The following is a 12827-nucleotide window of genomic DNA, read 5'->3' as shown; positions in this document are numbered from 1 at the left end:
TCGTCAATCGCCTGCTTGCCCACCAGAACCAGATCCGGCTTCTCGCGGTCGATCAGCGCCTTCAGCGCCTTCGCAACCCCCAGCGGCTGTACCTCTTCGTCGGTTTGCACATGAATGCCCCGGTCGGCCCCCATCGCAAGCGCCGTGCGGATGGTTTCCTGCGCACCCGCAGACCCCAGCGAAACCGCAACGATTTCCGTCGCCGTTCCCGCTTCCTTCAGGCGCACCGCTTCTTCAACCGCGATTTCGTCGAACGGGTTCATCGACATCTTGACGTTCGCCGTCTCGACACCGCTCTCGTCGGCCTTCACGCGGATCTTCACGTTGTAGTCAACGACCCGCTTCACTGCTACCAGGACTTTCATTGGTATTTCCTAGTTCCGTTTCCCAGGTTACCCCGCCCGTCCTGCCCCGGTTGGACCGGAGCGGGCGGACACTTCGCAGGCATCGCAGACGGATGCTTATTGCATCGCAAAATAGACGCTCCGGGGAGGCAAGTCAAACCGTAACCCAGTGGGGGTTAGTATAATGAAAAGTTATATCAATGGCGTCTTTTATTCCCGGTTGGCGCCGGGAACCCACAGCACATCGTTGGCACCATTGCCATTGGTGACACGGGCCAGAACAAACAGATGATCCGACAGGCGGTTGGCATAAATCAGCGCCTGCGGGTTGATGGTTTCCCGGTCGGCGAGGTCGGAGATCAGGCGTTCTGCCCGCCGGACCACAGTCCGGGCATGATGCAGATGGGCCGACAAAGCGCTGCCGCCCGGCAGAATGAAAGACTTGAGCGGAGAGAGGTCAGCGTTCAAGGCGTCAATCTCCGCCTCCAGCCGTTCCACCTGCGCGGGGGTGATCCGCAGGGCCCATTCCGGTGCGCCTTCTTCGGGGACACACAGATCGCCGCCGAGATCAAACAGGTCGTTCTGGATTCGTGACAGCATGGCGTCTGCTGACGGGTTCTGACCGTCCTGACTGTGCAGCCGGGCGATGCCGATGACGGCGTTGGCCTCATCGACTGTCCCATAAGCCTCGACGCGAAGATCGCCTTTGGCGACCCGGTTGCCGTTTCCGAGCGAGGTTTTACCCTTATCTCCGCCACGGGTATAAATGCGGGTCAGCTGAACCATTGGAAATTCTGTCCGGACTGGTGAAAAAAGACTGCGAAGGAGCCTACCGCAACGGCTGCGGATCACCTATAACCTTCGCATCTTCAGTGCAGATCGCCGGGCAAGAATACCTGAGCCCGTTCCTTTCAGGCCCGGAGCCTGATCCCTTTCCCGCAAGACCGAGGACGCAATCCGGTGCCACGTCTGTACATCACCCTTTCAGCCTATATCGCGCGGCATTTTCTGCTGGCACTGCTGGGAACGTTGCTGGTGATTACGGCGCTGATCGTGCTGATGGATTTCATCGAGTTGCTGCGTCGCTCCGCCGGGAAGGAAACGGTTGATTCGCTGTTTCTGCTGCAGTTGTCGCTGATGAAGTTACCGACCCTGATGCAGCAGGTGATGCCGTTTGCGGTGCTGATCGGCGGAATGATCGCCATGTGGCGTCTGACACGCAGCCACGAACTGGTGGTGATCCGGGCTGCCGGGGTGTCGGTGTGGCAGTTCATGGCCCCGGCCCTGCTGCTGGTCGCGGTGCTGGGGGTTGTTAATGTGACGGTGGTCAATCCGCTGGCGGCCCTGCTGTACAAACGGTACGAGCAGGCCGAGGACGGGATGACGCTGGCCCGGCAGGGAACATTCAATCTCTCGGAAAGCGGGCTGTGGCTGCGGGAACCCCGTGCTGACGGCGGGCAGACGGTGGTACATGCCGCCAGTGTCCGGCAGGACGGCTTTGATCTGTATATGCGCGATATGGCGTTCATTTATGTTGATGGCCGGGAACGGTTCCTCAAGCGGATCAATGCCCGGCTGGGGCGGTTGGTCGGGAGTGAGTTTGAACTGACTGACGCCTGGGTGATGGAGCCGGGACAGGCCGGTGTGTTCCACGCCGCCCTGTCTCTGCCGACGACCCTGACCCTCGGGCGGGTGCAGGAAAATTTTGCCAGCCCGGAAACCCTGTCATTCTGGCAGTTGCCCGGCTTCATCAGCTTTTTTGAGTCAGCCGGGTTTTCGGCCCAGCGGCATAGCCTGTATTTTCACAGTCTGATCGCCTCACCGATCCTGCTGTGTGCGATGGTGATTGTTGCGGCCGTCTTTTCCGTCCGTCCCAACCAGCGGTCCGGCGGGGGATTTTCCCGGGTTCTTGGGGCTGTCGGCAGTGGTTTTCTGCTGTATTTCTTCTCCAAGCTGTCCCTCGCGCTCGGACAGTCCTCGACCGTTCCCGTCTGGCTGTCGGCCTGGACCCCCACCTTGGTGACCCTGTTGCTGGGAATGGCAACCCTGCTGCATCTGGAAGATGGCTGAGCACAACCTGATGACTTCCTCCCCCCAGAAGATGCCGGATCAGACCGGTGCTGCGCCTGCCCCGTTCCGGCAGGCGTTCCTGTTTGTTGCAGCCATCACCGCCTGGCGGTTGGTGGTGCTGTTTACGGACGGGGTCAATCTGTCTTTTGATGAGGCTCAGTACTGGCATTGGGCCCAGACGCCCGCGCTTGGTTATTTCTCCAAGCCGCCGCTGATTGCGTGGATGATTGCCCTGACCACCGCAGTTGGCGGCAATGGCGAGGCCTGGGTCCGGCTGGGGGCGACACTGTCGCATGCCGCCACCGCGCTGGTGTTGTTCGGCGTTGCGCGGTCCTTGTTTCGAACCCGGGAAGATGTTGACCGGATCGCCCTGTGGTCTGCCCTGATCTGGATTACCCTGCCGGCTGTCTCGGTCTCGGCAATGATCATTTCTACTGATGCACCGCTGCTGCTGTGTTGGGCCGTCGCCCTGCTGGCGCTGGTCCGGGCCGTGGAAGATGAGGGCAGAGCGTGGCGCTGGTGGCTGCTGTTGGGCGTGGCGATCGGTATTGGCCTGCTGGCCAAATACGCGATGGCTTTTTTTGTGGTCTCTCTGGTGCTGTTTCTTCTGGTTTCGCCGTCTGACCGCCTGCGCCTGCGGCAACCCGGCCTGTGGTTGGCCCTGCTGACCGGCTTTGTGGTTTACAGCCCGAATCTGCTGTGGAACCTGTTGAACGGTATGGCCAGCTATCGCCATACCGGCGAAAACGCCAACCTGAAGTCGGATCTGTTTAATCCGGCGGAGCTGGCAGAGTTTCTGGGCAGTCAGTTTGGGGTTTTCGGCCCGCTGCTGTTTGCGGTTCTGCTGATTATTGCGTTGGTGGTTCTGCGGCGTACATGGCTGGTGCGGCGGTATCGGCTTCTGGTGTGTTTCGTTTTGCCGGTATTACTGGCGATTACGCTTCAGTCATTCCTGTCCCGGGCGAATGCCAACTGGGCCGCCACAGCGTTTGTTGCAGCCGTACCGCTGGTGACGGCGTGGCTGATGGAGCGGGACCGCTGGCGGTGGGTTCTGCCGGTTTCCGCCAGCCTGCACCTGTTGGCGGCGGTGGCGCTGTACAATCCAGCCCCGCTGCTGTCGCTGGCCGGGGTTTCAATGACCAGCAAGCTTGATCTGCAAAAACGTCTGCGGGGCTGGGATCTGGTTGGCGACTGGTCGCGGGATCTGGTGATGAAGCATCCGGATCTGGTGCCGCTGTTTGATGACCGGAAAACCATGGCGACCCTGCTGTACTATGCCCGCCCGTTGATGATGCCCGCCCGGATGTGGAACCCGGAAGGGAAACGTCTGAATCATTACGAGCTTTCAGCATCCCTGCCAGCAGAGCCGGGCGGCGATTTTCTGCTGATCACCCGTGGGGATGATCTGTGGGTGAAACCATATTTTACCCGGACGGAAATGATCAGCATTCTGCGTCTGCCGATTTATCCTGATTATGCGCTGGAAGTGCGGGCTTATCGCCTGACCGGTTTCAAAGGCTATGCCGCCGGGAGGGCTCAATGAAGCTTTTTGACTGTCTTGACCGGTTTCTGGGGGCTGGGGGGCAACATCTGCGCCAGCGCTGGAGTCTGTGGCTTCTGGCGTCCCTGCTGGTCTTCCTGACCTTTCCGGGCCTCGATCTGGCGGTCAGCGGCTGGTTCTATCAGCCGGAGCTGGGATGGTATCTCGGTAAGGCCCCCTTCGCGGAATTCATCCGCAAAGGGATGCCGACGGTCCTGTTCGGGATTGTGTTGTTTGTGGTGGTGCTGTGGGGGGCCGGGCGGCTGTACCGTCAGACCTTCTTTGGGGTGACCGGGCGGATTGTCAGCTATCTGCTGCTGTCATTGGCGGTGGGCCCCGGGCTGCTTGCGAATTTGCTGTTCAAGGAAAACTGGGGGCGGGCCCGACCCAGCCAGATTACCCAGTTTGGCGGGGATAATCTCTATACCCCGCCGTTTTTGGTCACCAATCAGTGTGACAGCAACTGCTCGTTCGTCTCAGGTCATGGGGCGCTGGGGTTCTGGGTGACAGCCTTTGCGTTTCTGCTTCCCGTTGTGTGGCGGTCAGCCGGTCTGACGGCTGCCCTCTGCTTTGGGGTGGTGGTTGGCGCGGTGCGGATCATTCAGGGCGGGCATTTCCTGTCCGATGTGCTGTACTCCGGGGTGTTGGTGGTCACGGTCAACTGGGTGCTGGCCCAGTGGATCCTGCGTTCCCGTGACTGAGCCGGATCAACGCCCCCAGAGTGTTTAGGGGCAGAGTGTTTACAGATAGACCTGCATCGCCACGCGCAGGGGATCCGGCAGAGGAACACTGCGCCCGGCAGCCACATCGGTCCAGACCATCACCGAATCAGCGGTGGCGAAGCAGACGTCATCCATGAACAGTCCCTGTCCGATCCGGCAGGAACTGGTGCCCAGCTTCAGCACCCGCGTACCGATCATGACATCGCCGGGATAATGGGCCTGCGCCCGGAAGTCGATCAGCAGACGGACAATGGTCCAGCCGATTCCAGTTCCGGCTGTTGATCCGGGACAGGTTGCTTCGGCAAAATCCACCCGCCCGGTTTCACAGTACACGGCAAACGCCACGTTGTTGACGTGACCGAGGCGGTCGAGATCCTGAAACCGCACATGATCGCGCGTCCAGTAAGAATAAGCGGTGCGGTCAGTGAGGGATACGGTCAGTGATCCGGCAGCATCAGGGGTGGGATGGGACATTGCGGGACTCCGTCGTGGGTTCTCCGACGGTGTACCGGATCGGGGCAAGCGCTTCAAGGAACTGACGGGTGACCTCATCCCAGCCAAAGCGCAGGGCATGGGCGCGGCAGTCTGCCGGATCCAGTTCCAGTGCCTTCAGGGCGGCGGCTTTCAGGTCGGTATCAAGAATTCCGGCACTGCCGACGGCATCAAGCAGAACATCTGTTGGCCCGGTGACCGGAAAAGCGGCGACGGGGACGCCGCAGGCCAGTGCTTCCAGCATGACCAGACCAAAAGTATCTGTCCGGGACGGAAAGACAAAAACATCCCCTGCATTGAAGCAGCGGCGCAGTTCGCTGTCATCTTTGGCAATGTGGAACAGTGTCTGGGGGTAGCGCCTGATCAGGGCATCCCGTTGCGGGCCGGACCCGACCACCACTTTGCTGCCGGGCAGATCCAGATCCAGAAAGGCGGGCAGGTTTTTGTCCACCGTGACCCGCCCGACGTAGAGGAAGATCGGTCTGGGCAGGGGGAAGAGGTCCTTACGGTCCGGACTGAAAACCGTGGTGTCGACGCCATGCGCCCATGCCCTGACTTTGGTAAAACCCCGGTCCGATAATTCCCGGAAGACATTCTGTGATGGGGCCAGAACCACCTGTGACGGGGCATGGAAGCGGCGCACCAGTCCATAAAGCCAGTCCAGCGGCAATCCGGTCCGGGCCTGAATATATTCCGGAAACTTAGAATGATAGGCGGTGGTGAAAGGCACCTGCTGCCGGAGGCACCAGTTGCGGGCAGCCCAACCGAGCGGACCTTCGGTAGCAATGTGGATAGCATCAGGGCGCAGACTCGTCAGCAGTTGCGCGACACGTCGGCCGGGCAGGACAGCGAGCCTGATTTCACTGTAGGTCGGCAAGGGAACCGTGCGGAACTGACCCGGTTCGATCACCGTGATCTGATGTCCGGCGGCCTCCAGCTCCTGCTTCAGGCTGCTGAGAACCCGCACCACCCCATTGGGCTGTGGAAACCACGCATCTGTCACAAAAACAATGTGCTGGGGGGCGGGGTGAGACATGTGGCGGACTCCCGGCCAGACAGAATCTGCCTCTGTCTATCCCTGTCGACAGACCATAAATCCAGTGAACCTCCTGTGACGGGGAGGGGGGCGGGCAGAGGGTGACGGCCTCTGAGCGGACTGTTATGACAGTCGGACAGTTTGATTCGGTTGAGAGGAGATGCCATGTCTGCGGTCACGATCTATCACAATCCCCGCTGTTCAAAGTCCCGTGAGACTCTGGCTTTGCTGGAAGCACGCGGGCTGACGCCGGTGGTTGTCGAGTATCTACAGACCCCGCCTTCAGCAGAGACATTGACCCGGATCGTGGCTCTGTTGGGCGGAGACGTGCGGCAGCTGGTACGGACCAAGGAAGCCCGCGAGGAAGGTCTTTCTGTTGAGGATCTGGATGATGCCGGTCTGATTGCTGCGCTGGTGGCACATCCGCGGGCGATTGAGCGCCCGATCGTGGTGACCGAAACCGCAGCCCGCCTTGGCCGTCCGCCGGAAGCGGTCCTCGAGATTCTTTGATCACGTGATCTGGGGCTGGTCATAAAAAAACAGGGCGTCTGTGGGGCGCCCTGTTTTTTCGTTAGCTTCTTGCCGCTCCGGTAGCGCCAGATCAGCAGTCTTCAGAGCAGCGTCGTGCCAAGGGTGTTGCCTGTGCCGTTTTGGCGCAGACTGCCGGAGGTGTAGGTGCCTGTTGCCACACTGTCGAGCAGGGTCAGCATTTCTGAAACGTCGAACGGCTTGCAGACATAGTCATCAATACCAACGTTCCGGGCCCGTTCGATATCCCGGGCCATGGCCCCGGCGCTGACTGCGACGATCGGGGTATGGCGCATCTGCAGGTCGGTGCGGAGCTTACGGGCGATCTGTAGCCCGTCGATGTCTGGCAGGTTCATATCCAGAAGGATCAGGTCCGGGTTTTCACTCAGGGCCAGCGACAGCCCGGTTTTCCCGTTTTCCGCCATTACCAGTGTGACGTTCGGGCGTAGATCCATCACATCGCGCATCAGGTCCCGGTTGGCGGGGTTGTCTTCCACATACAGCACCCGCAGCGGCGGTTGCCCCTGTTCGCCGTCCTGTGGCTGGGTCCGCCGGTCTTCAAGGTCTTTCGGCTTTGGCAGCGGTGTGCTGACCGGCAGATCAAACCAGAAGGTGCTGCCTTCACCGACGGTACTGTCAACGCCGATGGCACCGTTCATATGCTCCACCAGCTGCCGGGTCACGGTCAGGCCGATGCCGGTGCCTTCGATTGCGGTGCGGTCGGCGCCGATGCGGTTGAAGGGCTCAAAAACCTTCCGCAGCATGTCGTGCGGAATCCCGATCCCCGTGTCGTTGACTAGGATCCGCTGCATCCCGGCTGTGGGAGAGGTGCCGAAGCCGATCTTCATCGATCCGCCGGGACGGTTATATTTGATGGCGTTGGATCCGAGATTCAGCAGGATCTGCTTCAGACGGGACCGGTCAGCCATCACATGCAGCGGGCTGTCGTGGCCTTCGATGGTTACGGCGATGTCCTGTCCGGCAGCCAGCGGCTCCAGCATATCAGAGCATTCTTTGATGAGCTCGACGATGTCAACGCTTTCGATCGACAGCTCAATCCGCCCCGCTTCAATGCGGGCAAGATCAAGGATTTCGTTGATCAGGCGCAGCAGATGGTCACCGGCATCAAGAATGTGCTGGACATAGCTTTTCTGTGTCTGGGTCAGCCCCTGCCCGGGGGCGGCCCGCAGCAGCTGGGCGAAGCCGAGGATGGCGTTCATCGGGGTCCGCAGTTCATGGCTCATATTGGCCAGGAAGTGCGATTTGGCGGCATTGGCGCGTTCTGCTTCTGACCGGGCTTCGTCCAGTCTGGCCTCGACGATCTTACGTTGGGTCACATCACGGCCCGTGCCGCGGTAGCCGATGAACTGCCCGGTAATGTCAAAGACCGGCTTGCCGTCCATCCGGGCGAAGATCATCCGGCCATCATTGCCGCGCAGGGTCATGTCATAGCGCACCAACGGGGAGCGCTGCTCCATCATATGCTGCAGCACATCCCAGCCATCACTGATGTCGGCGATGATGGTTGCCGTCAGCAAATCGCCAACGGTCCGCCCGACGATCTGGTGACGGGAGAGGCCGCTGACACCGAAGAAGCGGTCGGAGACGAGAGTGAAGCGGCCATGCTCATCGGTTTCCCAGAACCAGTCGGAGGAGACTTCCGCCAGATCGCGGAACCGTTCCTCACTCTGGCGCAGGGCTTCTTCAATGGCCCGGCGTTCCGCAATCTCCTGATTCAGATGCGCGGTCCGCTCCTCAACCCGGATTTCCAGAACATCGTTGGCTTTGCGCAGATCGTCTTCCGCCTGACGACGGGCCCGCAGTTCGGTTTCCACAGATCGCAACAGGCCGTTGAAGGCTTTGACAAGAAAGCCGATCTCGTCCTTATCGTGGCCGCGTGGCACCGGCAGGTCTTTGACCAGCGTGCCTTCATCCTCAGCCGCCTGCAGGCGGGAGACGATGGTGGTGATCGGGCGGGTGGTGGTGCGCAGATAGATCAGGGCCAGAACCCCGGCCAACACCACGGTTTCAATCAACACGCTCAGCAGGTTCAGGGCAACACGTTCAAGGAACGGCCCGGCAGTGCGGACCGCTGAGATTTCCACTTCCAGAAAACCGATAGTCTCCTGGCGGCCCCCCGGCTGTGTCTTGGTCAGTTCGCGCCGCTGCACCACCGGCTGCCCGAACAGAAAGGCAACCGGTGTTGCCTCGATCTGTTCGCCGACATGGATTCCCGCCAGACGGTCGCCCAGATCGCTGATGATACGCGCAGAGACGATTGGCCCGTCTGCCACCAGCCCGCGCACGACATCCCCGGCCAGATCGGAATCAAGGGTATAGGCGGCCTGAACCGCGGCATAATGGAACGCATCCAGCATCCGCTCCGCAGAGGCCATGGTCGAGTCAACATGCTGGGAATAATCCCGCGCGACCTGAACTGCAGACAGCAGGAGACCAAGCCCCAGGGCGATCACCAGTGTGTAGCGCAGTTGCCGAAGCGTCAGCCGATCCGTCAGCCGGACACGCATACGGGAGCTCCCCCAAGACTGAATATGAAGCCGGATTATCTGCCTTCTCATGCAGACCGCGCCATCGCAAAAACGGGGCAAGGTGTTGCAAAAAACGATCCGGGTATAATGATGCCCAGAGTACGCGCTCCATCGCTGTAAAAACAGACCCTTTCTTCCGGAGGGGGCCGCGCATTTGTGGAGCGATGACAGACAGAATATGCCTTCACCGCAATATCTGCTGTTGTTTCCTCAGCGCTCCGGTGGAAAACGCTGTACCATCGGTCTCCAAGCGATAAGCTGATGACACGATCACGTTGCCGGAGAAATCTGAGGGGACGGAAGGGGGCCTGTATAGATGATCAAGGGCCTGAGATTTTCCGGGTCCCGCCTGTGCGGGGTTGGGCTCAGCCTCCATGGTAAGGCTGTGTCAGCCCGGCGCGGCTGGCACGGCGGACTGTGGCTGTTGCCCCTGCTACGGCCTGTCCTTTTTGCGGCTTTTCTTTTCCCGACTCCTCTTTCTTCCGCCCAGGCACAGAATCAGCCGGCCCCGACGGGCAGGCCACCGCTGACGCTGGGGTCGATCGACTGGCCTCCGTACAGCCGGGCAACCCTGCCGGGGGAGGGGCGTTCGTCTATCATTGTGCGGGATGCTTTTGCCGCGGTCGGTGTTCCGGTGGTGTTTGATTATCTGCCATGGGTGCGGATGACGGCCCTGATCCGTGCCCAACGGCTGGATGGCGGCCTGTCTTTTTATGCCTCTGAAGACCGGCAGAGCTGGTGTCATTTTTCACCACCCTATGACAGCAGTGATTTGGTGTTGGTTGAGCGGACGGATAACCCTTTGAGCTGGGTGGCCTTGGCGGATCTGGCGCGTTATCGGCTGGGGACCGTCCGGGATTATGTAAACACACCCGATTTTGACGATCTGGTCCGACGGGGTATCCTGCAGACCGAAGAGGTGGTCAGTGATATTATCAATATACGCAAGCTGATGTCCGGACGGATTGATGGCGTGGTCATTGATGGCGCTGTATTCCGCTACCTGATCGACAGAGAGCCGGAACTGAAAGCCCGCGCGGCTGACCTGCGAGTCAATCCAGTTCCTTTGGACCGGAAGCCCCTGTACATCTGCTTTCAGAAGACCGAAAAGGGCCGCGCGTTGCGGGATCTGTTTGCGGAAGGTCTCCGGCAGATTCAGGCCCGACCGGCTGAGGATGCCGGAAATCTGCTGCAGCGTCCGAATACGGCAGACTCCTCCCGCGTGGTACGCTGAATCTGCCTTTCCCCTTTCGTGGCGGATGCGGATCCCCTATAACATCGGGCCATGCAGGCCGATCCCCTCCATATTCTGAAAACCGTCTTTGGCTACGAGTCGTTCCGCGGCTTGCAGGAAGAGGTTATTCGCCATGTCGTTGCTGGCGGAGATGCCCTCGTCCTGATGCCGACCGGGGGCGGGAAGTCCCTGTGTTATCAGGTGCCGGCCCTTTGCCGCAGCGGTGTCGCTGTTGTCGTCAGTCCGTTGATCGCCCTGATGCAGGATCAGGTGGAAACCTTGCGTCAGCTTGGGGTCCGGGCTGCGGCTTTGAACTCCACCCTCTCGTTTGCCGAGGCGGTGGAAATCAGCCGACAGATGCGCGCGGGCGAACTGGATCTGGTTTATGTCGCCCCGGAGCGGCTGTTGCAGCCAGCCTTTCTTGACCAATTGTCGCGCTGCTCTCTGTCGTTGTTCGCGATTGACGAGGCCCACTGTGTTTCTCAGTGGGGCCACGACTTTCGCCCGGAATATCTGCAGATTGCCGCTGTGGCGGAGCGGTTTCCCGGCGTGCCGCGTATCGCCCTGACGGCGACGGCAGATGGCCCGACCCAGCGGGAAATTGTTGAACGGCTGCACCTGACCGAAGGGCGGGAGTTCGTCGCCGGATTCGACCGGCCTAATATCCGGTACCGGATTGGCCTGAAGGCGAACCCGAAGCAACAGCTGCTCCGTTTCATTCAGGAAGAGCATCGTGGGGATGCGGGGGTGATTTACTGTCAGTCCCGCGCCAAGGTGGAAGAGACGGCAAACTGGCTGCGGGAGCAGGGAGTGGAGGCTTTAGCCTACCATGCCGGTCTTGATAAAACGGTCCGGGCCGCCAATCAGGATAAATTCCTGCGGGAAGATGGCCTAGTGATGGTGGCGACCATCGCCTTTGGGATGGGGATCGACAAGCCCGACGTCCGCTTTGTTGCCCATCTTGATCTGCCGAAATCTCTCGAGGCGTATTATCAGGAGACCGGGCGTGCCGGGCGTGATGGTCTGCCCTCTCAGGCATGGATGGTGTACGGCGTACAGGATGTGGCCCGGGTCCGGCAGATGATCGAGGCGTCTGAGGCATCTGACGACAAAAAAGCCATTGAGCGTCACAAGTTGAACGCATTGCTGGGATTTTGTGAAACCGCCCGCTGTCGCCGTCAGGTGCTGCTGGAATACTTTGGGGATTCCTGCGCCCCCTGCGGGAACTGTGACACCTGCCTTGAGCCGGTTGAAACGTTTGATGGTACGCGGGCTGCCCAGATGGCGCTGTCAGCAATTTACCGCACCGGGCAGCGGTATGGTTCCCAGCATGTGATTGATGTGCTGCGGGGGCAGATGACAGAGCGGGTCCGTTCCCTCGGCCATCATCGTCTCCCCACGTTTGGCGTTGGTGGCGACTGGTCTGAAGCGGATTGGAAATCTATGCTGCGACAGTTGGTGGCGCTGGGCCATGTGCTGGTGGACATTGACGGTCACGGTGGCCTGTTCCTTGGGCCGGATGTCCGCCCGGTGTTACGGGGAGAGGCCAGTGTCGCTTTCCGCAAAGACCCGTCCGCGAAGGTTAAGCGCAGCCGCGACAGCCAGCGCCCGACCCTGACGGTGGCGGATGAAGCCCTGTTTCAGGCTCTGCGTGGATGTCGGATGGATCTGGCCCGGGCACAGGGGGTACCCCCCTATGTCATCTTCCATGACACCACCCTTCTTGAGCTGGCGCAGCGTCGCCCGGAAACGCTGGAGGCTATGGCCAGTGTCCCGGGGATTGGCCGTGGCAAGCTGGAGCGTTATGGACAGGCGTTTCTTGATGTTGTCCGGGCATCTGGATCAGAGGCTGCGGAATAAGCTGCATGACAAAGGGTACCGTCTTTCGGTGCCCTTTGTCGTTTCGTGGGTTTGACAGGGCTTTTGAGAAAAGAGTCATTTTTCTGAAAAAAGTGTTTGACGGTTCTGTGCGTGGGGCCTATAAAGCGCCTCCCGACGACGCGGGCCGCAGCGAAAAGCGCTGACGGTGCGAAGTTGGAAGCCACCCCGGTGGCGCCGCTGTTAGACAAGTGAAGAGAGGGAAGGGATACGTGGGTATCTGGCCGGACGAATGGCTGGAACCTGAGTATCTTGTAAAGCAATGCTTTGTGAGAGTAATGGTTCAGGTCAACTTGAGAGTTTGATCCTGGCTCAGAACGAACGCTGGCGGCAGGCCTAACACATGCAAGTCGAGCGCTCACCTTCGGGTGGGAGCGGCGCACGGGTGAGTAACACGTGGGAACCTACCTTGAAGTACGGAATAACTGAGGGAA

Annotated in this window: 11 protein-coding genes and 1 rRNA gene; 7 read left to right on the top strand and 5 right to left on the bottom strand. The window is 60.2% G+C overall.

The features are described from left to right. Nucleotides 1–365, bottom strand: a 365-nt coding sequence (locus tag G365_RS22485) for an electron transfer flavoprotein subunit beta/FixA family protein (protein ID WP_019646649.1), incomplete at its 3' end; no start/stop codon positions are given. 189 nt (nucleotides 366–554) lie between these two features. Continuing rightward, a complete protein-coding gene (locus tag G365_RS0119440; protein ID WP_019647202.1) occupies nucleotides 555–1130 on the bottom strand; it encodes a cob(I)yrinic acid a,c-diamide adenosyltransferase in 576 nt (191 codons plus the stop codon). A 174-nt stretch (nucleotides 1131–1304) separates the two neighbouring features. On the opposite strand from G365_RS0119440, the gene lptG reads away from it, so the two are divergent. The 3 genes from lptG to G365_RS0119425 are packed head-to-tail and all read left to right on the top strand — an operon-like array spanning nucleotide 1305 to nucleotide 4655. Further along, nucleotides 1305–2414: an LPS export ABC transporter permease LptG gene (gene lptG, locus G365_RS0119435; protein WP_019647201.1), complete on the top strand. Its 1110-nt coding sequence runs from the start codon at nucleotides 1305–1307 to the stop codon at nucleotides 2412–2414. A gap of 10 nt (nucleotides 2415–2424) precedes the next feature. Further along, complete coding sequence (locus G365_RS0119430; protein ID WP_169545210.1) at nucleotides 2425–3957, top strand: ArnT family glycosyltransferase; 1533 nt, start codon at nucleotides 2425–2427, stop codon at nucleotides 3955–3957. Continuing rightward, nucleotides 3954–4655, top strand: coding sequence for a phosphatase PAP2 family protein (locus G365_RS0119425; protein ID WP_019647199.1), 702 nt, complete (start codon nucleotides 3954–3956; stop codon nucleotides 4653–4655). The genes G365_RS0119430 and G365_RS0119425 overlap by 4 nt, the downstream gene beginning before the upstream one ends. Nucleotides 4656–4694: 39 nt before the next feature. On the opposite strand, the gene G365_RS0119420 is transcribed toward G365_RS0119425, so the two are convergent. After that, the gene (locus G365_RS0119420; protein WP_019647198.1) at nucleotides 4695–5150 is read right to left on the bottom strand and encodes an acyl-CoA thioesterase; all 456 of its coding nucleotides are present in this window, start codon (nucleotides 5148–5150) and stop codon (nucleotides 4695–4697) included. Then, nucleotides 5131–6204: a glycosyltransferase family 4 protein gene (locus G365_RS0119415; protein ID WP_019647197.1), complete on the bottom strand. Its 1074-nt coding sequence runs from the start codon at nucleotides 6202–6204 to the stop codon at nucleotides 5131–5133. Before G365_RS0119415 ends, G365_RS0119420 begins: the two co-directional genes overlap by 20 nt. 165 nt (nucleotides 6205–6369) lie before the next feature. Between G365_RS0119415 and arsC the strand changes: the two genes are divergently transcribed. After that, a complete protein-coding gene (gene arsC / locus G365_RS0119410) occupies nucleotides 6370–6714 on the top strand; it encodes an arsenate reductase (glutaredoxin) (RefSeq protein ID WP_019647196.1) in 345 nt (114 codons plus the stop codon). A 101-nt stretch (nucleotides 6715–6815) separates the two neighbouring features. Here the strand turns inward: arsC and G365_RS22480 are convergent, their stop codons facing one another. Next, nucleotides 6816–9260 carry an ATP-binding protein gene (locus G365_RS22480; RefSeq protein WP_019647195.1) on the bottom strand — a complete coding sequence of 815 codons (2445 nt, stop codon included), beginning with the start codon at nucleotides 9258–9260 and terminating at the stop codon, nucleotides 6816–6818. 622 nt (nucleotides 9261–9882) lie between these two features. On the opposite strand from G365_RS22480, the gene G365_RS22475 reads away from it, so the two are divergent. The 3 genes from G365_RS22475 to G365_RS0119390 form a co-directional block, all read left to right on the top strand. Further along, the gene (locus G365_RS22475; protein WP_169545208.1) at nucleotides 9883–10515 is read left to right on the top strand and encodes a substrate-binding periplasmic protein; all 633 of its coding nucleotides are present in this window, start codon (nucleotides 9883–9885) and stop codon (nucleotides 10513–10515) included. Nucleotides 10516–10566: 51 nt separating this feature from the next. Beyond that, on the top strand, nucleotides 10567–12375 hold the full coding sequence (gene recQ, locus G365_RS0119395; protein ID WP_019647193.1) for a DNA helicase RecQ: 1809 nt from the start codon (nucleotides 10567–10569) through the stop codon (nucleotides 12373–12375). Between the two features lie 307 nt (nucleotides 12376–12682). Continuing rightward, nucleotides 12683–12827: ribosomal RNA gene (locus tag G365_RS0119390) — 16S ribosomal RNA — on the top strand; the annotation flags it as partial.

The sequence above is a fragment of the Novispirillum itersonii subsp. itersonii ATCC 12639 genome (genome assembly GCF_000381985.1).
GTDB lineage: Bacteria > Pseudomonadota > Alphaproteobacteria > Rhodospirillales > Rhodospirillaceae > Novispirillum > Novispirillum itersonii.
The sequence above is the reverse complement of the archived record's forward strand: the minus strand, read 5'-3'. Positions and strand labels throughout refer to the sequence as shown.

What these genes read in the sequence shown, in the direction of transcription:
- G365_RS0119425 (WP_019647199.1), top strand. Translation starts at nt 3,954, where the DNA reads ATGAAGCTTTTTGACTGTCTTGACCGGTTTCTGGGGGCTGGGGGGCAA.
- G365_RS0119420 (WP_019647198.1), bottom strand. Translation starts at nt 5,150, where the DNA reads ATGTCCCATCCCACCCCTGATGCTGCCGGATCACTGACCGTATCCCTC.
- G365_RS0119430 (WP_169545210.1), top strand. Translation starts at nt 2,425, where the DNA reads ATGACTTCCTCCCCCCAGAAGATGCCGGATCAGACCGGTGCTGCGCCT.
- G365_RS0119440 (WP_019647202.1), bottom strand. Translation starts at nt 1,130, where the DNA reads ATGGTTCAGCTGACCCGCATTTATACCCGTGGCGGAGATAAGGGTAAA.
- recQ (WP_019647193.1), top strand. Translation starts at nt 10,567, where the DNA reads ATGCAGGCCGATCCCCTCCATATTCTGAAAACCGTCTTTGGCTACGAG.
- G365_RS22480 (WP_019647195.1), bottom strand. Translation starts at nt 9,260, where the DNA reads ATGCGTGTCCGGCTGACGGATCGGCTGACGCTTCGGCAACTGCGCTAC.
- arsC (WP_019647196.1), top strand. Translation starts at nt 6,370, where the DNA reads ATGTCTGCGGTCACGATCTATCACAATCCCCGCTGTTCAAAGTCCCGT.
- G365_RS0119415 (WP_019647197.1), bottom strand. Translation starts at nt 6,204, where the DNA reads ATGTCTCACCCCGCCCCCCAGCACATTGTTTTTGTGACAGATGCGTGG.